This window comes from Xanthomonas sp. XNM01 (assembly GCF_014851915.1).
Lineage (GTDB): Bacteria > Pseudomonadota > Gammaproteobacteria > Xanthomonadales > Xanthomonadaceae > Pseudoxanthomonas.
The window spans coordinates 881,791-904,867 of the sequence record NZ_JACVAP010000001.1; the positions used below are offsets into that span (position 1 = coordinate 881,791).

Annotated in this window: 21 protein-coding genes; 1 reads left to right on the forward strand and 20 read right to left on the reverse strand. The window is 69.3% G+C overall.

All coding sequences use genetic code 11. From position 1 onward, the window contains the following. Positions 1–59: 59 nt before the first annotated feature. The 10 genes from IB242_RS03960 to IB242_RS04005 form a co-directional block, all read right to left on the reverse strand. Positions 60–2,429, reverse strand: coding sequence for a TonB-dependent receptor (locus IB242_RS03960; protein WP_192276061.1), 2,370 nt, complete (start codon positions 2,427–2,429; stop codon positions 60–62). Between the two features lie 128 nt (positions 2,430–2,557). Beyond that, positions 2,558–2,995, reverse strand: coding sequence for a hypothetical protein (locus IB242_RS03965; protein ID WP_192276063.1), 438 nt, complete (start codon positions 2,993–2,995; stop codon positions 2,558–2,560). 318 nt (positions 2,996–3,313) lie between these two features. Then, on the reverse strand, positions 3,314–3,646 hold the full coding sequence (locus tag IB242_RS03970; protein WP_192276065.1) for a non-heme iron oxygenase ferredoxin subunit: 333 nt from the start codon (positions 3,644–3,646) through the stop codon (positions 3,314–3,316). Beyond that, the gene (locus IB242_RS03975) at positions 3,643–4,194 is read right to left on the reverse strand and encodes a GNAT family N-acetyltransferase (protein ID WP_192276068.1); all 552 of its coding nucleotides are present in this window, start codon (positions 4,192–4,194) and stop codon (positions 3,643–3,645) included. The genes IB242_RS03970 and IB242_RS03975 overlap by 4 nt, the downstream gene beginning before the upstream one ends. A gap of 142 nt (positions 4,195–4,336) precedes the next feature. After that, positions 4,337–5,584 (reverse strand): cysteine desulfurase, encoded by a 1,248-nt coding sequence (locus tag IB242_RS03980; protein ID WP_192276070.1) that lies wholly within the window; start codon positions 5,582–5,584, stop codon positions 4,337–4,339. Next, complete coding sequence (gene sufD, locus IB242_RS03985) at positions 5,581–6,846, reverse strand: Fe-S cluster assembly protein SufD (RefSeq protein WP_192276072.1); 1,266 nt, start codon at positions 6,844–6,846, stop codon at positions 5,581–5,583. The genes IB242_RS03980 and sufD overlap by 4 nt, the downstream gene beginning before the upstream one ends. Further along, the gene (gene sufC / locus IB242_RS03990) at positions 6,846–7,610 is read right to left on the reverse strand and encodes a Fe-S cluster assembly ATPase SufC (protein WP_192276074.1); all 765 of its coding nucleotides are present in this window, start codon (positions 7,608–7,610) and stop codon (positions 6,846–6,848) included. Before sufC ends, sufD begins: the two co-directional genes overlap by 1 nt. A 30-nt stretch (positions 7,611–7,640) precedes the next feature. After that, entirely contained in the window at positions 7,641–8,090 is a 450-nt protein-coding gene (locus IB242_RS03995; protein WP_192276076.1) for a lysozyme inhibitor LprI family protein, read from the reverse strand. Then, entirely contained in the window at positions 8,087–9,562 is a 1,476-nt protein-coding gene (gene sufB / locus IB242_RS04000; protein ID WP_192276078.1) for a Fe-S cluster assembly protein SufB, read from the reverse strand. Before sufB ends, IB242_RS03995 begins: the two co-directional genes overlap by 4 nt. A 17-nt stretch (positions 9,563–9,579) precedes the next feature. Next, complete coding sequence (locus tag IB242_RS04005; protein WP_192276080.1) at positions 9,580–10,032, reverse strand: SUF system Fe-S cluster assembly regulator; 453 nt, start codon at positions 10,030–10,032, stop codon at positions 9,580–9,582. A gap of 190 nt (positions 10,033–10,222) precedes the next feature. On the opposite strand from IB242_RS04005, the gene IB242_RS04010 reads away from it, so the two are divergent. Then, positions 10,223–10,690 (forward strand): SET domain-containing protein-lysine N-methyltransferase, encoded by a 468-nt coding sequence (locus tag IB242_RS04010; RefSeq protein WP_192276082.1) that lies wholly within the window; start codon positions 10,223–10,225, stop codon positions 10,688–10,690. A 16-nt stretch (positions 10,691–10,706) separates the two neighbouring features. On the opposite strand, the gene IB242_RS04015 is transcribed toward IB242_RS04010, so the two are convergent. The 10 genes from IB242_RS04015 to IB242_RS04060 form a co-directional block, all read right to left on the reverse strand. Continuing rightward, the gene (locus IB242_RS04015; RefSeq protein ID WP_192276085.1) at positions 10,707–11,300 is read right to left on the reverse strand and encodes a DUF1439 domain-containing protein; all 594 of its coding nucleotides are present in this window, start codon (positions 11,298–11,300) and stop codon (positions 10,707–10,709) included. 127 nt (positions 11,301–11,427) lie between these two features. Beyond that, positions 11,428–11,955, reverse strand: a complete 528-nt coding sequence (locus IB242_RS04020; protein ID WP_192276087.1) for a hypothetical protein — start codon at positions 11,953–11,955, stop codon at positions 11,428–11,430. 50 nt (positions 11,956–12,005) lie between these two features. Further along, positions 12,006–12,311, reverse strand: a complete 306-nt coding sequence (locus IB242_RS04025) for a DUF3861 family protein (protein WP_192276089.1) — start codon at positions 12,309–12,311, stop codon at positions 12,006–12,008. 103 nt (positions 12,312–12,414) lie between these two features. Further along, on the reverse strand, positions 12,415–12,984 hold the full coding sequence (locus tag IB242_RS04030) for a M23 family metallopeptidase (RefSeq protein ID WP_192276091.1): 570 nt from the start codon (positions 12,982–12,984) through the stop codon (positions 12,415–12,417). Positions 12,985–13,066: 82 nt separating this feature from the next. Continuing rightward, positions 13,067–13,480, reverse strand: coding sequence for an HU family DNA-binding protein (locus tag IB242_RS04035; protein WP_192276093.1), 414 nt, complete (start codon positions 13,478–13,480; stop codon positions 13,067–13,069). 144 nt (positions 13,481–13,624) lie between these two features. Further along, positions 13,625–14,473, reverse strand: a complete 849-nt coding sequence (locus tag IB242_RS04040; RefSeq protein WP_192276095.1) for an alpha/beta fold hydrolase — start codon at positions 14,471–14,473, stop codon at positions 13,625–13,627. Continuing rightward, the gene (locus IB242_RS04045) at positions 14,457–15,611 is read right to left on the reverse strand and encodes a DUF3182 family protein (protein ID WP_225540010.1); all 1,155 of its coding nucleotides are present in this window, start codon (positions 15,609–15,611) and stop codon (positions 14,457–14,459) included. The genes IB242_RS04040 and IB242_RS04045 overlap by 17 nt, the downstream gene beginning before the upstream one ends. Before the next feature lie 646 nt (positions 15,612–16,257). Further along, on the reverse strand, positions 16,258–17,871 hold the full coding sequence (locus IB242_RS04050) for an alpha-glucosidase family protein (RefSeq protein WP_192276097.1): 1,614 nt from the start codon (positions 17,869–17,871) through the stop codon (positions 16,258–16,260). Between the two features lie 122 nt (positions 17,872–17,993). Then, the gene (locus IB242_RS04055; RefSeq protein WP_192276099.1) at positions 17,994–20,741 is read right to left on the reverse strand and encodes a TonB-dependent receptor; all 2,748 of its coding nucleotides are present in this window, start codon (positions 20,739–20,741) and stop codon (positions 17,994–17,996) included. Positions 20,742–21,013: 272 nt separating this feature from the next. Continuing rightward, on the reverse strand, positions 21,014–23,077 hold the full coding sequence (locus IB242_RS04060) for a glycoside hydrolase family 97 protein (RefSeq protein WP_192276101.1): 2,064 nt from the start codon (positions 23,075–23,077) through the stop codon (positions 21,014–21,016).

The window sequence follows — 23,077 nt, forward strand, 5'->3', positions numbered from 1 at the left end:
GCGATCCGACACCAACGCGCGAAGCGCCGGGCCGTTGACAGGCCCGGCGCCGATTGCGGTCAGAAGCTGACGTTGAGGCTCAGCCAGAGGTTCCGCGACTTGTCCTTGTTGTTGTAGTCGTCCAGATAGGCCGGCGTATAAGCGCCGGTCGTGGCGTTCTGGGTCCAGAGCGTCTGGAACGAAGTGAAATCCTCGTCCAGCAGGTTGTTGATCCGCGCGTTGAACCTGACGTTCTCGCTGAAGGCGTACTGCGCGCCGAGGTGCAGGACGGTGTAGTCCTTGTAATCGCGGCGCTCGCCGTTGAGCACGTCGCGGTAGCGCCTGGAACGCGCCTCGGCGATCAGCTGCAGGCTGAAGCTATCGGTGGCCTGCCAGTTCATCGTGGCGTTCGCCATGTGCTTGGCGGTGTTGGTCAACGGCAGGCCGATCTGCGCACCGCTCAGCTGCTCGCTGTCGGTGTAGGTGTAGTTGGCGCGCAGCGACAGCGCATCGCTGATGCCCCAGCGGCCTGCGATCTCGGCGCCCTGGATGCGGACCTCGTCGATGTTGATGTTCTGCGCGTAGGTCGTGTAGCCCAGCAGCGCGTAGTCGCCCAGGTTGGCGCAGGGGCGCACGCCGCCGGTCTGTGCGCAGCTGAGGTTGGTCTCGCCGCGCGCGATCTTGTCCTCGAAATCGTTGCGGAAGATGGTGACGTTGAAGTTGTGCGCGCCGTCGACCGAGGTCCAGTACAGCGCCAGTTCGCTGTTGACGCTGGTTTCCGGTTGCAGGTCCGGGTTTCCGACGAAGGGCGAGGTGCCCTGCGCGCCGAAACCGGTGATGCCGTCGTACAGATCGGTGGTCTTCGGCGTCTTGTAGCCCGTGCTGACGCCGCCCTTCAGGGTCCAGCCCTGGGCGAGCTCGTAGACCGCGTAGGCGCGTGGGCTGATGTGGCTGCCGAACACGTTGTGGTCGTCGTGGCGCACGCCCAGGGTGATGGTCAGCGCTTCGATCGGGCTCCAGTTGTCCTCGGCGAACACCGACCACATCTTGTGGTCCTGCACGGTCCCGGCGCCTTCGCCGCCGCCTTCCATGCCGAACACGCCGTCCTCGAGCTCACCGTCGATGACCTGGCCGCCGACCACGAAGTGGTGCTGCGCGCCCACCGCGAAGTCGAGCTTGGCATCCAGCGTGTACTGGGTGCTCTCCATCGTGCGCTTCGGCCGCGGCAGGAAGGTATCCACCAGCAACTGCTGGCGCTGCGCGCGGGTGCGGCCGGCATACGGACCGGTGGCGCAGACGGCGGCGTTGTTGCAGTAGATGTCGCGGTGGACCAGACGGTCCTCGACGGTGAACGGCAGGGTGCGGCCGTGATTGCCCGTGTCGATGTGCGCCAGCGAGACGAAGCTGTTGCCGAATGCCCACTCGCCGTGATGGGTCACCGACCACTGGTCGCGGGTGAACTCCTGCTCGGCGGTGTAGCCGACCTGCGGGGCGGCGCGCCAGATGCCGGCCAGCCCGTCCACCGTGCCCAGCGGATAGGCCTCGTTGCCCAGGTTGTTGATGAACGGCGTGTTGTCGTAGGTCTGCTTCGAGGTGTCGTACTCGAAGATGACGCTCTGGTTCTCGGTCGCCTTCCAGCTCAGCGTGACGCCGGCACTCTTGTTGGTGCTGTCGACGGTCTTGCCGCCTGCGCCGAAGCCGAGGCTGCGCTCGAACTGGGTGCCGTCGGGCGCGGTGATGAATTCGTACTCCGGAGTCGATGCATCGCGCTCGTACCACGAGCCGCGCACGCCCAGGCCCAGCGTGTCGGCGATCAGCGGGCCCATCACCGCGAAGTCGAAGGTGCTGTCGCTGCCGAAGTCGCTGTTTTCCTGGATGCTGTGGCCGATGGTGGCCGAACCGGTCCAGCGGTCGGCGACCTTGCGGGTGATGATGTTGATCACGCCGCCGAGCGCGTCGGCACCGTACAGGGTCGAGGCCGGGCCGCGGATCACCTCGATGCGCTCGACCATGTCCAGCGGCGGAATGTGGTTGAACTGGTTGCCGCCGAAGCTGTTGGGGTAGATGTCGCCATGGTTGTTCTGGCGCTTGCCGTCGATCAGGATCAGGGTGTACTCCGAGCCCATGCCGCGCATGCTGATGGTGCGCTGGCCGGTCTTGTCGGAGGTTTCGCCGACATCGACGCCTTCCAGGTCGCGCACCGCATCGATCAGCGAGATGTACGGGCGCTTCTGCAGTTCCTCGCGGGTGACCACGCTGATGCTGGCTGGTGCGTCGGTGATCTTCTGCTCGAAGCCGGCGGCGGTCACCACCACGGTGTCCAGGGTGGTGGCATCGCCAGCGACGGCGACCTCGGCGAAGGCCTGCGGCGCGAACAGCGTGGCGGCCAGGGCCAGGGCGAGATGGTTGCGACGGCTGACGCGCAGGCGCGAGCGGGTGATGCTGTGCATGGGATGGTTCCAGGGTGGCGGTCGTAAGGAGGGCCTGCGGCGTGACCCCGCGCAGGCGTGCGAGGGCGCGGAGGCGGCCCTGCAAGGATCGGGAGGAGGGATCGGCCGCCCGGTACAGGCGGACGCGATCAGGCCTGCGGTGGCGCGCGGCCCTGCTGGCGCCTGTGCGCCGGGGATCCGGACGCCGGTGCGGTGATGTCGGCAAGGATCCGCCCGCGAAGAAGCGGGCGCTGGAACAGGCCAATGCCCGGTCCGGGCAGCACGGTGCCGCCGGTGGCGATGGCAGGTGCAGGCGAGGTCTCGTCCAGACCGACGCAGGCGATTTCGCTGCGACGCGGCTTGGCCGGAGCGTCACGGTGCAGCGGGGACGAGGGCAGTCCGCCGTCGCCGCTGTCGTATCCGTGCCCGGCCGACGCGCCGGGCACGGTGGGCGATGCGGTGGACGCCAGCGCGAGGCAGACAGGCAGCAGCATCAACAGTGCGGCGATCAGCAATGGCGACAGGCGCAGCGTCCATTCCGGACGGAATGCGCGCTGGACGCTGGCGATGGCGCTGCTCGCGGTCACGACCTGTCGCTTCCCTCAGGCGGAAAAGGTCCGCCGAATTCACGCATTTTAAACGATAACCATTATCGTTAGCAAACGCGTCTGCATCTCATGTGTGTGCAGGGAGCGCCCTTCTACAGGGTGATCGGAAGGTCGTGTCCGGAAGCCGGATGGGGAGCCCGGAACGCGCGGAGGGTCTGGTCGGCTGGTCGCCACTCGGAACTCAAGGGCCGCGCCGCGCACAGCGTGGGCACCTGGCCCGACGTCGGGCGGCTTCGCAGTGAGAACCGCCGTCGAACGTGCTGCCCCTAGTCGAGGGCAGGATGCCGGCGCCTTCGCTCAGTCGCGATCGTCGCGGGTCCAGACCCCGCCGTGTTCGAACCTGACGGGGAACTTCGGCACCGGCGAATAGGCCGGCGCGCAGAGGGCACGGCCATCGCGCAGGTCGAAGCGCGCCCCGTGCAGGACGCATTCGATGCTGCCTTCGGCCGGGTCGACGCTGCCGGAGGACAGCTCGAAGTCCTCATGGCTGCAGCGGTCCTCGAGCGCATAGAGTTCGCCATCCAGATTGACGACCAGGATCGGCGTGCCGGTGACTTCGTCGAACACGGTGCGCGTCTCGCCCGGCAGCAGTTCGCCGCTGGGACAGACGAAGGTCCAGGTCCCGCTCATGCGCGACCACCGGACAGCGGCTTTTCCAGGACCTCGAAGCGCAGGTCGTCGCGCTGCGGCAGGCCGTAGCGGGCATCGCCGTAGGGGAAGGGCTTGTGGATGCCGGTCCGGCGGTAGCCGCGTCGTTCGTAGAAGGCGATCAGTTCGTCGCGCACGTCGATCACGGTCATGCGCATCGCCGGCAGTGCCCAGTCTTCGCGTGCGACACGCTCGGCTTCGGCCAGCAGTGCCTTGCCCAGTCCACCGCCCTGCAGCTTGGGTGCGACCGCGAACATGCCGAAGTAGCCCGCGCCGTCCTCGTCGGCGACATGCGCGCAGGCGAGGATGGCGTCGCCATCGACCGCAAGCAGGATCCGGCTGCGCGGGCGTGCGATGTCGTCCATGAGCACCTCGGGCGAGATGCGTTCACCGTCGAGCAGGTCGGCCTCGGTGGTCCAGCCCTGCCGGCTGGCGTCGCCGCGGTAGGCCGAGGTGACCAGCGCGACCAGGGCCGGAATGTCGGCGGCGGTGGCGGTGCGGAACTGCAGGGTGCGGGCGGTGGCGTGCATGGCCTTATTGTAGCGATTGGCACTGTCGCGGCAGCGGTGGCCAGCCTGCGGCAGCCGGAGCTCACCGGGACGCTGGCGTCGGCGGCGTGTGCCACATGCTGGTATGGCCGGCCGCAGGAAGCGGCCGGCACCGCGTGCGGCATCAGCCGAGCAGGGCGCGGACCTTGCGCAGCGCCACCACGAATGCCTCGATTTCCTCGTGCGTGTTGTAGAACGCAAGCGAGGCGCGCAGCGTGGCCGCGACGCCGAAATACTGCAGCAGGGGGTGCGCGCAGTGCTGCCCGGAGCGGACCGCGACACCTTCCAGGTCGAGCAGCGTCGCCAGGTCGTGCGCATGCGCGCCCTCGACCAGGAACGAGATCACCGCGGCCTTGCCCGGTGCCTGGCCGAAGATGCGCAGGCCGTCGACCTTGCCCAGTTCCTCGGTGGCATGCGCCAGCAGGTCGGCTTCGCGCGCGGCGATGTTCGCCATGCCGAGTGTGTCGAGGTAGTCGACCGCCGCACCCAGGCCGACGAAGCCGGCGATGTTCGGCGTGCCGGCCTCGAAACGGTGCGGCGGATCATTGAACACCGTACCGTCGAAACTGACTTCCTTGATCATCTCGCCGCCACCGATGAACGGCGGCATCGCCTGCAGGTGTTCGCGGCGCGCCCACAGCGCGCCGGTGCCGGTCGGGCCGCACATCTTGTGGCCGGTGATGGCGTAGAAGTCGCAGCCGATCGCGGCCACGTCCAGCGGCAGGTGCGGTGCGGCCTGCGAGCCGTCGATCATGGTCACGATGCCGCGGCGGCGCGCCTCGCGGCAGATCTCGCGGACCGGATTGACCGTGCCGAGCACATTGGACACGTGGGTCAGCGCCAGCAGCTTCACGTCGGCGGTCATCGCCGTGCGCAGCGCGTCCAGGTCGAGCGAGCCGTCGGGGAGGATCTCGGCGACCTTGACCGTCGCGCCGGTGCGCTGGGCCACCAGCTGCCACGGCACGATGTTGGCGTGGTGCTCCATCCGCGACACCAGGATGGTGTCGCCGGCCTTCAGCCGCGGCAGCGCCCACGAATAAGCGACCAGGTTGATCGCGAACGTGGTGCCGCTGCACAGCACCAGCTCGTCGGCACGCACATTGAGGAAGCGCGCCAGCCTGCCGCGCGCGCCCTCGTAGGCTTCGGTGGCCTCGGTGCCGAGCGCGTGCACCGCCCGGCTGACGTTGGCGTTCTGGCGGCGGTAGAACGCGTCGGTGGCCGCGATCACCTGGATCGGCTTCTGCCCGGTATTGGCGTTGTCGAAGTACAGCAGCGGTTTGCCGTGCACTTGCCGCATCAGCAGCGGGAAGTCGCTGCGCACGCGCTCCCAGTCGATCGCTTCGGCCCGGATCGGATCCGCCGGCACGCTCACGCGACCCCCGACGCGCTCAGCGCGCGGTCCAGATGCGCGGCCAGGATCGTCGCCAGCGGGCCGTCCAGCGCACCCAGCGGCTCGTGGCAGAACGCGGCGCTGAGCAGGGCCTGGGCACGATCCTTCGGGATGCCGCGCGAGCGCAGGTAGAACAGCGCCTGCTGGTCGAGCTGGCCGACCGTCGCGCCGTGCGCGGCCTGGACCTCGTCGGCGTCGATGACCAGCACCGGCTGGGTGTCGATCTCGGCATTGGCCGACAGCAGCAGATTCTTGTTGGACAGGCGCGCGTCGGTCCCGTCGGCGCCGGCCTGGATGTTGATGCCGCCATGGAACACCACGCGGCTGCGGTCGGCGCCGAGCCCGCGCCAGACCAGTTCGGCGGTGGTGTCGCGCGCGATGTGCTCGATCCCCAGGCGGGTGTCGATGTGGCGGCGGCCGTTGCCCAGCAGCACGCCGTTGGCGGTCAGTGCGGCGTTGTCGCCTTCCAGTCGCACGTTGAGCTCGTGGCGCGTCAATGCAGCGCCCAGTTCCAGGTCCACGCGGCGGTACTGCGCCTCGTCCGCCAGCACCGCATCGGTGCGCAGCAGCGTGGTCTGCCCGTCGGCATCGGCCTGTACGCGTGCGTGGGCCAGCGAGGCGCCAGCGGCCACCTGGATGTGGGTCAGGGCATTGGCCAGGTGTGCGGACGCGCCACCGGCCTGCAGGTGATGTTCGACCAGCTGCAGCGATGCGCCACGGCGCACGTCCACGACATGGCGCAGGTGCCAGGCACTGTCGGCCGCGTCCGGCGCACCGAGGAACACCAGATGCAGCGGCGTCTCCACCACGGTGTCCTCGGCCACGCGGAGCAGGGCGCCCTCGTGGGCCAGCGCGCTGTTCAGGCGCGCGAAGACCTCCTCGGCACGCTCGAACCGGCGCGTGATGAAGCGCGACGCCTCGTCACCGGTGGCCAGCGCCACCGACAGCGGCTGCAGCATCACGCCATCGGGCAGGCCGGTCAGGTCCGACAGCGCGGGCGCATGCAGGCCATTGACGAAGACCAGGCGCGGGGCCGGGATGCCGGCGAGCAGCGCCGGGTCGATCGCCGCCATGTCGGGCGACGGGACCGCGAAGCTGCGTCGTTCCAGCTGGCGCAGCGAGGTGTACTTCCAGGCCTCGGCGCGCGGGCCGGGCAGCCCGTCGCGCACGGCGGCATCGAGCAGCCCGCGGCGCACGTCGTCGCCGTCGAAGCCTGCGGCCAGCGATTGCAGGAGCGTGCTCATCAGACCGCAGCCTCCGGGGCGACGCGGTCCTTCAGCCAGGCGTAGCCGTGCTTCTCCAGCTCCAGCGCAAGCTCCGGGCCGCCGGTCTGGACGATGCGGCCCTCGGCCAGCACGTGGACCACGTCCGGCTTGATGTAGTCGAGCAGGCGCTGGTAGTGGGTGATGACCACGAACGAGCGCTCCGGCGAGCGCAGCGCGTTGACGCCATCGGCCACCACCTTCAGTGCGTCGATGTCCAGGCCCGAGTCGGTCTCGTCCAGGATCGCCAGCTTCGGTTCGAGCACGGCGAGCTGGAAGATCTCGTTGCGCTTCTTCTCGCCGCCGGAGAAGCCTTCGTTGACGCCACGGTGCAGCAGCTCGTCCTTCAGGTGCAGCACGGCCAGCTTCTGCCGGACCAGCTTCAGGAACTGCATCGAGTCCAGTTCTTCCTCGCCGCGTGCCTTGCGCTGCGCGTTCAGCGCCGCACGCAGGAAGTAGGTGTTGTTGACGCCGGCGATCTCGACCGGGTACTGGAACGCCAGGAACAGGCCGGCGGCGGCGCGCTCCTCCGGCTCGAGCTCGAGCAGCGCCTTGCCGTCGAACTCGACGCTGCCGGCGGTGACCTCGTAACCGTCGCGGCCAGCCAGCACGTTGCCCAGGGTGGACTTGCCGGCGCCGTTGGGACCCATGATGGCGTGCACCTGGCCCGGCTTCACGTCCAGCGACAGCCCCTTGAGGATGTCCTTGCCGGCGACGGAGGCGTGGAGGTTGTCGATCTTCAACATGTTGGTGCCTGGGATGTCTGGAATGAGGGATCAGCCCCGCGGGGCGAGATAGGCGTCGCAGAGAAAGCGCGAACGGTCGTTGTTCAGCTGTTCCACGAGGCTGTTGTAGAGCACCGTGCGGCGGGTCCGCGGATCGTCCGCCGGCAGGATCGCGCCCCAGCTGGCGCGCAGCGCCTCGAGGTCGCGGTCGCGCAGGGCGATCCAGCTGCGCTGCGCATCGCGGATCGCGGCGGCGGCGCCGGGCTCGGACGCGTATTCGTCGAGCACCGCGCGGTAGGTGCGGTTGAGTTCGGCATCGGTGTCGGCCGCGGCCTTGACCGGATCGGCGTCGACGTCCGGACCGGTGCAGCCGCCGCCTTCGCAGCAGATGTCGTCGTGGACGAAGTCGGCTGCCGCCAGGGTGGGCGCCGCGGCCGGCAGCAGGACGCAGGCCAGCAGGGCGAGGATGCGCGTGCGTACGCGGTCGGACGTGGTGCTCATCCGACCGAGCCTTCCAGCGAGACCTCCAGCAGTTTCTTGGCCTCGACCGCGAACTCCATCGGCAGCTCGCGGAAGACCTGCTTGCAGAAGCCGTCGACGATCATCGACACCGCGTCCTCCTCGCCGATGCCGCGGGCGCGGCAGTAGAACAGCTGGTCGTCGGAGATCTTGGAGGTGGTCGCCTCGTGCTCGACGGTCGCGCCCGGGTTCTTCACCTCGATGTAGGGGAAGGTGTGGGCGCCGCACTGCTTGCCGATCAGCAGCGAGTCGCACTGGGTGTAGTTGCGCGCCCCGTCGGCACCGCGGTCGACCTTGACCAGGCCGCGGTAGGTGTTCTGTCCGCGCCCGGCGCTGATGCCCTTGCTGACGATCTTCGACTTGGTGCGCTTGCCGATGTGGATCATCTTGGTGCCGGTGTCGGCCTGCTGGCGATGGTGGGTCAGCGCCACCGAGTGGAACTCGCCGCTGGAGTCATCGCCCAGCAGCACGCAGGACGGGTACTTCCAGGTGATCGCCGAGCCGGTCTCGACCTGGGTCCAGATCACCTTGCTGCGGTCGCCGCGGCATTCGGCGCGCTTGGTCACGAAGTTGTAGATGCCGCCGACGCCGTTCTCGTCGCCCGGGTACCAGTTCTGCACCGTGGAGTACTTGATCTCGGCGTCTTCCAGCGCGACCAGCTCGACCACCGCGGCGTGCAGCTGGTTCTCGTCGCGCATCGGCGCGGTGCAGCCTTCCAGGTAGGAGACGTAGGCCTTGTCCTCGCACACGATCAGGGTGCGCTCGAACTGGCCGGTGTGACCGGCGTTGATGCGGAAATAGGTGCTCAGCTCCATCGGGCAGCGCACGCCGGCCGGGATGAACACGAAGCTGCCATCGGAGAACACCGCCGAGTTCAACGCCGCGAAATAGTTGTCGCCGACCGGCACCACGGTGCCCAGGTAGCGCTTGACCAGCTCCGGGTGCTCGGCGATGGCCTCGGACATCGAGCAGAAGATGATGCCCTTCTCGGCCAGTTCCTTGCGGAAGGTGGTGCCGACCGAAACCGAGTCGAACACCGCGTCGACCGCCACGCCGGCCAGCTTGGCGCGCTCGTGCAGCGGTACGCCGAGCTTGTCGTAGGTGTCGAGCAGTTCCTTGGGGACTTCGTCCAGCGACTTGTACTTCGGCCCCTTGGGCGCGGAGTAGTAGCTGAGCGCCTGGAAGTCGATCGGCGCGATCTTCAGCTTGGCCCACTCCGGCATCGGCATCTTCAGCCAGTGGCGGTAGGCGGCCAGGCGCCAGTCGGTCATCCACTCCGGCTCGTTCTTCTTGGCCGACAGGGCACGGATGATGTCCTCGTCCAGGCCCGGCGGCAGCGATTCGGATTCGATCTCGGTGATGAAGCCGGCGTCGTAGCGCCGGCCGAGCCGCTCGATGATCTCGGCGTTCTGGATGGGGGCGTTCACGTCGGTGGTGTCGGTTTCGGTGGCCATCTGGCTGCCTACGGGGATCAGGAGGCGACGCGCACGGCGATCGGGCGCCGGCGCAGGTCGGTGGGGGACGGGGGGCGCAGCATCTGCGACAGGGTGACACCGCGCAGGGCGTCGGCGACCACGTCGTTGATCAGCCGCCAGTTGGCGCGCACGCCGCACTGGTGGGCGATGCCGCAGCTGCTCTCGTGCTGGCTGCACTCGGTCATCGCCAGCGGGCCTTCCATCGCCTCGACGATCTCGATCAGGGTGATCTCGCCGGCGTCGCGGCTGAGCCGGTAGCCGCCATGCACGCCGCGCAGGCCTTCGACCAGGCCGGCCTGGGCCAGCGGCTTGAGCAGCTTGCTGACGGTCGGTTGTTCCAGGCCGGAGTGCTCGGCCAGGTCGGCCGCGCTCAGGACCTGGCCGGCACGCGCGGCGAGCACGGTCAGGACCACGGTGGCGTAATCGGTCAGTTTGGTGACGCGGAGCATTGCGGGGCAAAGACTGGGGGAGGAAAGCGTACCGAAATTGTACGCTTTTGCCCTGGCCGCGCCAACCAGTCCATCCGGCAGGTCATCCCGGGTTGCGGTGGATGAAGAATCGAGCCGCGAATGCGCCGGGGCTTGGGCCTGGGCGGCATTGTGGGCGAGAATCCCGCATTGCCTCCGCACCGGACCCAGCATGGCCCGCAAGATCGTCGCCAGGAAATCGCCCATCCACGGAAACGGCGTGTTCGCCGTCGTCCAGTTGCGCAAGGGCGACAGCGTCGTCGAGTACAAGGGCAAGCGCCGCACCCACGCCGAGGTCGATGCCGATACCACCGGCGATGTCGAGAGCGGTCACACCTTCCTGTTCACGCTCAACGACCAGTACGTGATCGACGCCAATCACCAGGGCAACGACGCGCGCTGGATCAACCACAGCTGCGACCCGAACTGCGAGGCGCTGATCGCCGAGTTCGACGGTGACGACCGCAGCCGGGACCGGGTGCTGATCGAGGCGCTGCGCGACATCGCGCCGGGCGAGGAGCTGACCTACAACTACGGCATCACCCTGGCCGAACGGCATACGCCGCGGCTGAAGAAGATCTGGGAGTGCCGGTGCGGCTCGCCCAACTGCACCGGGACGATGCTGCAGCCCAAGCGCTGAGCCGCTTCGTGGCGCCTCAGTCGAGCGACTGTGGCGCCAGCGCGCCGATGTCCTGGTTGAAGGTCACCACCAGGCGGCCATCGGCGACGCCTGCCGACGCGACCTGGATGCCGCCCAGCAGGGCGGCGATCGCGGGATCGAGCCGGTACACCGGCTCCTGGCGTGCGTAGTCGGCCAGCCAGGCGTTGAGCAGGCTGCGCGTGCTCGGGTCGAGCGTCGCGCTGCCGCTGACCGGCTTGAATGCTTCCAGGCTCGGCTGGTCGAGGAAGAACGCCTGCTGCGCACCGTCGTAGCGCAGCGCGCTGCTGAGGGTGACGTTGCCGACCGGGGTCGGCGTGCCGCCGCCGCTGGCCATCGCCAGGTCGAACGCCAGCCGCAACCGGTTGCCGGGCGGCAGTTCCAGGCGCGGCCTGCTGACCGTCAGCTCGACCAGGCCGCCCAGCGCATCGCGCTGCTGCGGGAACTGTCCCTCGAGGAACTGCTGCGCGTCGGCCGCGCCGATGGAGACGTTGCGGCCGCGCACCTCGGGTGCCGCATGGGCGGTGGCGACCGCCGACAGCGCGGAGAAGGCGAGCAGGCTGGCGGCGAAGAGACGATGCAGAGCGGGCATGGGGCGTGACCGGCGAAAGGACGCGTCACTGTCGGCCGCGCCGGGTGAATCCACCGTTAGCGGAACGCGTGGCGTGGCGACGCGGCCGACGCGAGTCGCTGGACGCAGGTGATGCCGCTGCCGATGTTCAGTCCAGTCGAGGCTGCAGCGATGCCGAGGTGATTTCCCAGCGCTGGCCGTCGATGCCCAGCCGCAGCCGGTACCAGCCATCGATCCGTTGTTCGCCCGCCCGGGTGCGCAGGCGCAGCTCGACCGGGATCTCGACGGCGCGCGGTGGCATCTCCATGTCCAGCGCACGTGGGGTGCGGTTGCGGATCCGCAGATCCTGCAGGTCCGCGCGCGCACGCACGATGGCGTCGTCGGGCGACTGCTCCGGATGCCCGCCGGCCCAGAAGGCATCGGCGGCAGCCGGGTCCATGCCCGGCGCCAGCCTGAGGTAGGCGTGAAGGTGCGAGACGGCTGCCTGGAATGCGGCGCGCTGGCCGTCGCGGTCGCGGTCGCCGTCGTCGGGGGAGGAGCGGGGGGCATGGTCCGCGGTCGCTGGCTGCGCAGTGCCGTCGACGGCCCCGGTGGGGGACGCTGCCGCTGCGGGCTCGCGCTGGCACGAGCAGTGCGCCAGCGGCAGGACCAGAAGGGGAATCAGCCACAGGCGCATGCGCGGCGCTCCTCGTGCGATGGCGCGCAGCATACGGGATGCGTGCCGGCTCAGGAGCCGCCGCGCCGCTCCAGCTCCTCGACCAGGGCCGCCATCGGCGCGCGCATGCCCGCCAGCAGGTCGTCCTGTGCCTCGCGCGGAACCTGCATCAGGCCTTCGAGGATCCGGGCCCCGATCACCAGCGCGGTGCGTTCGTCGCCGGAGAAGCCGCGCAGGCGCTGGTTGCCCTCGACCGAACGCATCCAGTCGTCCTGGCAGGTCTGTTCGAACTCGATGCTGCAGCGGCCGGTGCAGGGCAGGCCGCCGGTTTCGACCGGGGTCACGGTGACCCGGTAACGTTGCTGGCGTCGTTTCATGGGAAGCATCTGGCGCGGAAGTGACGCAAACGATAGGGCCGCCGTCGCGACGCCACGAGTAGGCATGCCATGACGAACTGTTCCATCGCGCCAGCGCGCCGATTCAGCGTGCGGCACGCAGGCGCGGCAGCGGATCGGACGCACCGTTCTGCCCGTAGATGCCGTAGTGCAGGTGCGGTGGCGTGCCACGCGCGTTGCCGGTCGTGCCCACGGTGCCCAGGCGCGTGCCGGGTTCGACGACGTCGCCCACGGCCAGATCTGGTGCCCAGTCGTCCAGGTGCGCGTAGTAGTGGCGCTCGCGCCCGGGGCCGATCACCCAGACCTGTCGTCCGCCCAGGCCGCCGTCGCGCACCGCCACCACCACGCCACGCGTGCTGCTGCGGACCGGGGTACCGCGTGGCGCGAAGATGTCGACGCCTTCGTGGCGCCGGTCGCGACCGCGCGGTGCGCCGAAGGTGTCTGCGATCCGCCCGGCGGCGACGCCGTCAACCGGAACGGCGAGCGTCGGCGGCGCGGGCGTGCGCGCGAGATCCCACAGCGTGCGCGGCGTCTGCAGGAAGGGCTGCCGCCAGGCCCAGGCCAGCACGAGCAGCAGGCAGAACAGCACCAGCAGGCGGAGCACCAGCCGGGCGATCCGCCGGGCGCGACCGCGGCCACGCATCTGCACGCTCATGCGCGCAGCGGTGCCGGCCGGAAACGCAACAGGGCGGCATCGCTGCCGCCCTGTCGGGAAACGCAGGTTGCGCGCTGGCCGATCAGGCCGCGGCGTCCTTCAGCTTCTTCAGCGGACGGACCTTGACCTTGACCGAAGCCGGCTTGGCCGCGAACCACTGCTCTTCCTTGGTGAACGGGTTGATGCCCTTGCGCTTGGCCTTGGCCGGAACCTTGACCGAGGTGACCTTGAACAGGCCCGGCATGGTGAAGCTGCCAGCGCCCTTCTTGCTGATCGCGCCGGACACGGCTTCTTCGACGGCGGCCAGCACGGCCTTGACGTCCTTGGCAACCACGCCGCTGGTTTCGGCCAGGTGCTTGATCAGCGCGGACTTGCCCAGCACTTCCTTGAGGACGGGGGCGGCCTTCTTCGGAGCGGCAGCCTTCTTCACTGCGGCCTTCTTGGCCGCTTTCGGCGCGGCCTTCTTGGCGGCCGGCTTCTTGGTGGTCTTCGCCATAACTTTCCTGTGCGGTACGTTGGAATGGGTGGAGTCTGCGCCGACGCCCGTCGGCAAGCGCAATGTAGGGCAAGTCCGCGGCCCCGCCAAGGGGAAAACAGCGAAAAAGTGCAGGAAATGCCGTGCAGGGAGACCGGAATCGGCTCATTTGCGCCCGTCGCCCGGCTCGCGGGCGCCATGGCGCGCCGGATCCGGCACGATGCCGGCCTCCTTGCGGATGCGCTTGCGCTCGGCCACCTTGTCGCTGGCCTGCTGCTCGCGCGCACCGCGCACCATCTCGGTCAGCCAGCCGACCAGCAGCTCGGTATAGGCCTTCTGCTGCGGTTTCTGCGAGAACGCGTGGTCGGCGCCGGAGATCCTGCGCGTGGTCAGCGAATGCGCGTTGGCGAACGCCGCGGCGTAGTTCTCGGTGACCGGATGCGGCACCACCTCGTCGTGCTCGGCTTCGACCAGCAGCACGTCGCCGCGGAAGCGGCTGCCCGCGGCCAGGGCCAGGTTCTCGTCGATCCCGACCCGGCGCCTGCGGAACGCCGGCAGGTCCGGGTCGTCGTGCAGGCGGCGCTTGGGCAGTTCCCAGCCGACATCCTTGTAGAGGGCGGGCGAGCGCAGTGCCAGCCAGCGCACCGGCCGGCGTTCGGCGAGCAGGCAGGCCAGATAGCCGCCATAGCTGATGCCGACCACGGCGATCGCGCCGGGGTCGACGTTGGGCTGGGCCACGAACCAGTCGTAGGCGGCGAGCAGGTCGTCCAGGTTCTGGCCGCGGCTGACGGTCTCCCACTGCGAGGCGGTGTCCTCGTGTCCGCGCAGGTCGAAGGTCAGGCAGACGCAGCCGATGCCGGCAGCCTGGCGGGCGCGGACCAGATCGTGTTCCTGGCTGCCGCCCCAGCCGTGCACGAACAGCACGCCGGGCAGGGCGGTGGTGGGGGAAAGCAGGGTGCCGCGGACGATGTCCTGGTCGACGGCGATGTCGATCGCTTCAAGCGCTATGTCCATCCGGAATGTCCACGGTCGCGTATTTCATGACCGGGCCTTCTGTCGCATCGGGGTCGTGGAAATGTACGGTCGCGTGCGTCGGCGGAATGTGTGCGGCATCGTGGCTCTCGTGGCAGGCCGCATGCACCTGCTGCGTGCCGGGGAGACGCAGCAGCACTTCCAGCGCCGCGATCTCCGCCGGTGACGCGCCACCCAGGCGCCAGGACTGCTCGAGGATGCCGCAGCGACGGCGCCCGCTTCCGTCGATGCCGCAGACCGCATCGTAGTTGCGGCGCGAGGCGAAGAAGCCGGGGAACGCCTGCTGTACCGCTGCGTCGTAGCGCACCGCATTGCGGACCACGGCATGTTCGTCCTCGCTGCGCGCCAGGGCCTCCAGCGCGGCGAAATCGCCACGGATCACCCGCAGGCTGGAACCGCCATAGACCTCGCAACCGGTACGGTCCACGACCTGGCGCTGGGTGCCCAGGTAGGCCAGGCGTACGCCGGGCAGGCGGATCTCGCCGATGCTGCAGGTCACCGCCGCGTCCAGGTTCATCTCGACCACCACGCCGTGTTCGCGCAGCGTGCCAGGATCGAGCGAGGCGCAGACGCGGCGCAGCGCATCGGCGTCGGCGACCACGTCCTGGCCGTGTCCGCCGCGGGCGTGGGCCTGCTTGATCCGCACCGGCCCGTGCGCCAGCAGGTCCAGGGCCGCGGCCTCGAGCGTGTGGCGGTCGAAGGCGGTCTGACCCGGCAGCACGGCATCGTCCAGCGCGGCGGAGAGGCCGTCGTCCCAGCCGGGCGGCACGTGTGCGGCACGACCTGGCACGGCATGCGAGATCACCTTGGTGGCGACGAAGGCGTGCGGCACGACGCCGCCGAACAGGTCGTCCTCGCCGGCGATCCCGAGGCGCGCCGCATCCTCGGCCAGCAGCGTGTCGGCCGGGATGAAGTAGGGCGGGTCGCGATACCGCACCGCCGGGTCGAACGCGCCGCCGTAGCGCCAGCCGTGCAGGTCGGCAAGGCTGCGTGCGAGCGAGGCCACGGTATCCAGTTCGTGCGGTGCACGCGGCTGGTGGGGATCGTGCAGGGTCACCACGGTGCGCCGGTGGGGGAGCGCGACGAGGGCGGGCACGGGGGCGGCTGCGATCGGTGCCATGGGAGGTCCTCGGGTTCGCCGCAGACGCTGAGGGCTGGGCAGTGAAACGGCTGCGAAGGACCGGAGACCGAATGGGAGCGCTGCGACCGCGTGCACGCGGCCGGCGGACGTGGGTCGCGCTCCACATGCGGGTCAGGGACGGGCCGACTCGTGCGGTCGTGATGACGCGACGACCGGCGGCCGATGGCACCTTGCTGGTGCGTCGCGCACGTCATGTCCCGATCATCCGCTGGCATGTCCTTCCGGACGCCGGGGCCATCGATCCCGTCGCGACCTCCCCGCGCTGGACGTGGCCGGGCGAGGAGATCGGCCTCGACGACGCGGCGGTCGCTACTCCAGCGCACGACCGGACGGGACCGGTCCGGCCGGCATTCACGGCTGGTGGTGGTCGTGGGTCACCGGCGTGGCGCAGTGCGGATGGGTCGGCAGCGGCGTGGCCCCGCGCCGCTGGCCTGACTGATGGGAGGCACGCCGACAGCCGCGGTGCGTGCATCGGTCCGATGCGCGGATCCGAATCAGGCGAGGACAGCGTGGCGGCGACACGTGCTCCCGCACCTGGCAAAGGCAGCAGGCACAGCGGAGCGGTGGCCGTTGCCGCGCCCGGTACCGCCTGTCCGGGCGCTACAGGCGGTACTCGGGTGAGTCGTCAGCGGGCCTGCGCGAACAGCGCGCCGCGCGCGGGCAGGGTGACGTGGCGTCCGTCCTGTGGCGGCACCGGCGCGCCGTGTGCGTCGAGCGTGGCCCAGTCGCCGGCCGGCAGTTCGAGCCGCGACGCCGTCGCCGACAGGTTGAAGGCGGCCAGCAGGCGCTGGCCTTCGGCCTCGCGGACGAAGGCCAGGACCGGCTCGGGCGCATCGAGGAAGCGGATGTCACCGCGAACCAGCGCAGGTTGCATGCGTCGCCACTGCATGAAACGGCGGAAGGCGTTCAGCACGGAGTCCTGTTCACCGTCCTGGCGGGAGACCGCAACTGCGCGGTGCGCGTGGGCGACCGGCAGCCACGGCGTACCGGCGCTGAAACCGGCATCGACGGCGTCGGTCCACGGCATCGGCGTGCGGCAGCCGTCGCGGCCCTTGAAGTTCGGCCAGAACGCGATGCCGTACGGGTCCTGCAGTGCTTCGAACGGCACCTCGGCCTCGGGCAAGCCGAGTTCCTCGCCCTGGTAGATGCAGACCGAACCGCGCAGCGCACCGACCAGCATCGCCAGCTGGCGGGCGTGGTCGGGCGTGGCGGCGCCATCGCTCCAGCGGCTGATCGCGCGCGGCACGTCGTGGTTGGAGATCGCCCAGCACGGCCAGCCTTCAGTCATCGCCGCTTCCAGCCGTTCGACCGTGCCGCGGATGTAGGCCGCGCTGCTGTCTTCGGTCAGCAGTTCGAAGCTGTAACCCATGTGCAGGCGGCCGGCCGAGGTGTACTCGGCGGTGGTGGCCAGCGAATCCTCCGAGGAGATCTCGCCCAGCGCCACCGTGCCCGGGTAGCGGTCGAGCAGGGCGCGCAGGTCGGCCAGGAACGCCAGGTTCTCCGGCTGGGTGTTGTTGTACCAGTGGTACTGGTAGGCGTAGGGATTGTCCGGGCTGAAACCGCGGCCGACGCGTTTGTCCTTCGGCTTGGGCGGGTTGTCGCGCAGCTGCGCGTCGTGGAAACAGAAGTTGATCGCGTCCAGGCGCAGGCCGTCGACGCCGCGGGCCAGCCAGAACTCGACGCTGTCCAGGATCTCCTGGCGCACCGCCGGGTTGTGGAAGTTCAGGTCCGGCTGCGAGGACAGGAAGTTGTGCAGGTAGTACTGCTCGCGGCGCGGCTCCCATTGCCAGGCCACACCGCCGAACAGGGCCATCCAGTTGTTCGGCGGCGTGCCGTCCTCGCCGGGGTCGGCCCAGACGTACCAGTCGGCCTTCGGGTTGTCGCGGCTCTGCCGGCTTTCGCGGAACCAGGCATGGTCGCTGGAGGTGTGGCTGAGCACCTGGTCGATCATCACCTTCAGGCCCAGTGCGTGCGCCCTGGCCAGCAGCCGGTCGAAGTCCTCCAGCGTGCCGAACAGCGGGTCGACCGCGCGGTAGTCGGCGATGTCGTAGCCGAAGTCGGCCATCGGCGACTTGAAGAACGGCGAAATCCAGATCGCATCCACCCCGAGGCTGGCGATGTAGTCGAGCTTCTCGATGATGCCCGGCAGGTCGCCGACACCGTCGCCGCTGGCGTCCAGGAAGCTGCGTGGATAGATCTGATAGATGACGGCGCCGCGCCACCAGGGGGAATCGGACATGAGCCAGGCCGGTTGCATTGCGTGGAGCCGGGGCCGCTGATGGAATGCGGCCCGGGCCGATGGAGGTGGCGCGCACGTCCACCCCGCCGGGGGAGAGGAACCGGCGGAGTGGAACGGCACGCTCAGAAGCGGTAGTTCACGCCCAGCAGGTAGGTGCGGCCCCACTCCAGGTGCTCGAGCGGGCGGTCGCGACTTCCGGCGTAGGTGCGGTAGGCCTCGTTGGTCAGGTTGCTGGCCTGCAGCAGCAGGGTCAGGCCGTTGAGCGCCGAGTCGGTGCCGAAGCTGTAGCTGAGCTGCGCGTCGGTGATGTTCTCGCCGACCACGTAGCGCAGTGCGCGCACGCCGTCGAAGTTGCCGATCTCGCCGATGAAGTCCGAGCGGCGGCGCTGGCTGATGCGGGCCTCGAAGCCGTTGTTCTCGTAGTAGGCGGTCAGGTTGTAGACGCGCCTGGACAGGCCCGGCAGGTCGATCGGGTCGCTGCCGACGCTGTTGGCGCTCTCCGGGTCGAGGATCTTGATGCTGCTGTCGTTGAAGCTGGCGCTGGCGACGATGCCGAACCCGCGCAGCGCCTCGCTCCACAGGTCCAGCGGCAGCGAGGCGGTCAGCTCCAGGCCGCGCAGGGTGCCGCCTTCGCCGTTCTGCGGAGCGGTGAAGTTGCCGATGTCCTGCGCGGGCTGGGTGCCCGGCGGCGGCACGTAGTCGGCGACGAAGGCCGAAAAGTCGTAGTCGTCCCGGGTCTGGGTATAGATGTAGGTGCGCAGGTCCTTGTAGAAGAACGCCGCGGCGATGTACGCGCGGTTGCCGAAGTACTTTTCCCACGACAGGTCGAACGCATAGGCATGCCACGGATCGAGCATCGGGTTGCCGCCGCTGCCACCGGGCCGGCCGGTCGAGGTATCGACGCCGAATTCCAGCGACGAGCGCAGCTGGTCCACGCGCGGCCGCGCGACCTGTTCGGCCAGGCCGACGCGGATGGTGTGTTCGCCGGGCAGCTGGAATGCCAGGTTCATGCTCGGCAGCACATCGGTGTAGGTCTTGCCGGCTTCGAACGGCTGCACGTTGCTGCCTTCGGGCCGGGTGGCATCCCAGTAGCGCGACGCCGAGGACTGGTCCACGTGCTGGATCTGCACGCCGACGTTGCCGGTCACCAGGGCCGCGCCCCACTCGGCATCGATGTTGGCGCGCGCGTAGGCGGTGGTGATCTCCTCGCTGACGGTCCATGCCTTCGGGATCAGGTAGGACAGGTCCTCGACCGGCTCGAAGGTCATGTAACGCGCGACCGCCGCCGGCACGTTCCACGCCGGGATGTAGCCCACGCCGGCGAAGCCCAGGTCGACCAGGCCGTACTGGAGGTCCGACCCGATCGCGGTGTCGCCCTGCGCGCCGAGGTTGATGTTGCCTTCCGGCTGGCGCTTGCTCTTCTGGCGGTCGGCGTAGTTCAGGCCCAGGTCGATGTCGGCCAGCCAGCCGATGGCCTCCGGAGCGGGCAGCGACACGCCCAGGCGGACGCCCTTGAGTTCGTCCTCCACGCTGGGGGTCTTGCCGTATCCGGAACCATAGATGGTGTTGGTCAGGTAGAGGTTGGACGCATCGGAGTAGTCCAGTCCCGGCACCATCTGCGAGAAGCCGTTGTCGCGGATGCTCAGCCCGATCGTGTCCAGCGAGGGATTGGGCAGCCGCTGGGCGTTGTTCTCCAGGCTCACTTCGTCGCGTTTGGCACGCGACCAGCTGACATCGGTGAACACCCGTGCCTGGCCGACGTCGAACTCGTTGCTCCAGCCGAACGCGTCGATCCTGTCCTCGCGGCGGTTGTACATGCCGCGGACCAGCGGATAGACGCCGGTCAGCGTGCCGCCGGCGAAGCTGCCGTTGTCGCTGAGCTGCACGTTGCTGTAGACGCATTCGGGATTGCAGGGGAACGAGCCGTTGTACTGGGTGTTGACCTCCCACTGGTTGGCCGTGTCCTGCTGCTCGGCTTCGGAGTGGAACAGGTCCAGCGTGCTGGTCCAGGCGTTGGACGGGCGGAACTGCAGCGTGGCCATCACGCCGTCGCGCTTGGTGTAGCCGGTGCGGCGCAGCGCCTTCATGCCGTCGGTGGCCCAGGCGCCGGTCGGCAGGCCGGGGCGCGCGTCGGTCTTCCACGGCTCGTACAGCCCGACCTGGTTCTCGTGGATCGGCGTGTCCGAATGCGAGTAACCGATCGAGAAGCCGAAGCGGCGGTCCTCGGACTGGCCGATGTAGCTGGCGCTGAGCCGATGGCCGTAGCCGCTGGTGTCGGCGGCCTTGCCCAGCGAGTTGTGCTGGTAGCGACCGCTCAAGGTCACCACCGTGTCGTCGAAGTTGAGCGGACGGACGGTCTGCATGTCCAGCGTACCCGACAGGCCCTGGCCGATCAGGCGTGCGTCGGGCGTCTTGTACACGGTGACGCCGCTGACCAGCTCGGACGGATACTGGTCGAACTCCACGCTGCGGTTGTCGCCGGTGCTGACCATCTCACGGCCGTTGAGCAGGGTGGTCGCGAAGTCCGGCGACAGGCCGCGCACGCTGATCACCTGGGCGCGGCCGGCCACGCGCTGCGCCGACAGGCCGGGCAGGCGGGCGATCGACTCGCCGATGCTCACGTCGGGCAGCTTGCCGATGTCTTCGGCCGAGATCGCCTCGACGATCGAGCTGGAATCACGCTTGACCGAGATCGCGTCCTCGATGCCGCGACGGATGCCGGTGACCTGGACGGTGTCGAGGTCGACCGCGTCGCCCTGCGTCGCCGGATCCTGCGCGGTGCCGGCCGTCTGTGCATGGGCGCTGGCGGCGGTCAGCACGATGGCGGACGCCAGCGCCGCGCTCAGCAGATTGCGCTTGTGGTTCAACATTGTTCCCTCCCAGGAAATGTTGTTCGTTCGATGTGTGGTGGCAGCCGACGTGCCGGGTCGCGGTGTGGTTCCGCGGCAGCGGGCAGGCGTTGTGGGCGCGTGTCCATGGTAGTGCTCCGCATGCATGCCGGAAGATGGATGCATACGTATTCATGGCGTTTTCAAGTGGTTTCCGGTGCGTGCTTCCTGCGCGGAAACGGTTGCACGGCATCCGCGACGGCACGGCACGACGCTGCCGATGCGGCCGCAACACCGCATCGGCAGCGTCGCGGTCACAGGGGAACGAGGCGGATCGCCTGGCCGCCACCGGCGGCGAGCCACAGGTCCAGCGTGTCGGCGGCGCCGACCTCCCGGGTTTCGCGTGCGAAGGCGAACGGCGCATCACGCCAGTGCGCGCCATCGCCATCGCGATGGATCTCGGCGCGGTAGCGCCGGCCCGGGTCGAGGAAGGACAGCGACGCCCGCACCGTCCGCGCCTGCTCGTCGCCGACCGCGCCGATGAACCATTCGTCGCCGCCCCGCGCCCTGCGCGCGATCACCGCGTAATCGCCGACCTCGCCGGCCAGCATGCGGCTTTCCTCCCAGTCCACCGCGACATCGCGGATGAACTGGAAGGCCTCGGGCTGGGCGGCGTAGTGCTCGGGCAGGTCGGCGACCATCTGGATCGGGCTGTACAGCACCACGTACAGCGCCAGCTGCTTGGCCAGCGTGCTCTGCAGCGGCTGGCCGTTGCGGCCCTTCAGGCTGACGATGCCCGGGGTGAAGTCCATCGGCCCGGACAGCATCCGGGTGAACACCAGCGTCGCCTCGTGGTCGGGTGGATTCGGCGGCTGGCCCCAGGCGTTGTACTCCATGCCGCGCGCGCCCTCGCGCGAGACCCAGTTCGGATACGTGCGGCGCAGGCCGGTGTCCTTGACCGGTTCGTGCGCGTTGACCGCGATCCGCCGTTTGGCGGCCTCCTGCACCACGCGCAGGTGGTGGTTGCTCATCCACTGGCCTTCATGCCATTCGCGCAGCACCGGCCCGTCGCGGCGGTCCTGGCGCTGGATGTCGCCGGCATCGCAGACGTAGCCGGTCTTGATCACGTCCACGCCGTTGCGCGCATACAGGTCCAGCGCGGCCGGCAGCTGGCGCTCGTAGTGGCTGACCGCGCAGGCCGTCTCGTGATGACCGACCAGATGCACGCCCTTGCCGGCGGCGTAGCGGGCCAGGCCGGGCAGGTCGAAATCCGCGGTGGCGCGGGTGAAGTCGAAGTCCCAGCCGTTGGCGAACCAATTGCCGTCCCAGCCCGGGTTCCAGCCCTCCACCAGCACACCGCGGAAGCCGTTGTCGGCGGCGAAGTCGATGTAGCGACGGGTATTGGCCGTGGTGGCGCCGTGCTTCGGGCCGGTCGCCCAGGTCTCGGTTTCCAGGTGCAGCGACCACCACACGCCGACGTACTTGGCCGGGGTGAACCAGCTGACGTCGCCGAGCGCGTTGGGCTCATTGAGGTTGAGGATCAGGTCGGACTCGACCAGGTCGCCGGCGCGCTCGCCGACCTGGACGGTGCGCCAGGGCGTGGTGAACGGGGGGCTGCGGACCACCGCGGCGTCGCCACTGCCGGGCGTCAGCGCCGCGCGCAGCACGTCGCCATCGCCGCGGGCCAGGTTCATGCCGGCGTAGTCAACCAGCGCGGCCTCGTGGATCGACAGGTGCAGTCCGGCATCGGTACGCAGCGTGATCGGCGTCTGCGCGGTGCCGACTTCCTTCAGCGGAGTACGGTGGTACAGGTATTCCTCGCGGTTCCATTCGAACGCCGGCACCCACCAGGCGGTGGCCGGCGTGGACGGCGCGAACTCGGTCAGCTCGGCGCGGATGCGGACCTGCTCCTGCCCCGGCTGCTTCGGGAACTCGTAGCGGAAGCCGATGCCGTCGTCGTAGACCCGGAACACCAGGTCGAAGCGGCGCCCAGCCTGTGCGGTCTCGCGGACCTCGGCCCTCAGCTCGGTGTAGCGGTTGCGGCTGACCCGGCGCTCGCCCCAGGGCTGCTCCCAGGTCTCGTCGACGCTGCGGGTGGACTGCGCAACCACCTCGAGATTGCGTTCCAGCCGCCCGTCGCCGAGCAGGAAGCCGAGCCGGGAGCTGGACAGCACAGGCGTGTCGCCACGATCGACGCGATAGGACAGCCGCCCCTCGTGCTGCGATTCAAGACTGACCCGGAGCACGTTGCCGGGCGAGTCGACGCTGGCCACGGTGTCGGCGCGGGCGGTCAGGCTGACGCTGCCCAGGAGGGACACGCACAGGACGACCGGGGCCAGGCGCCAGCGGTGGAGGGCGGAAAACGCGGATGCGCGCAT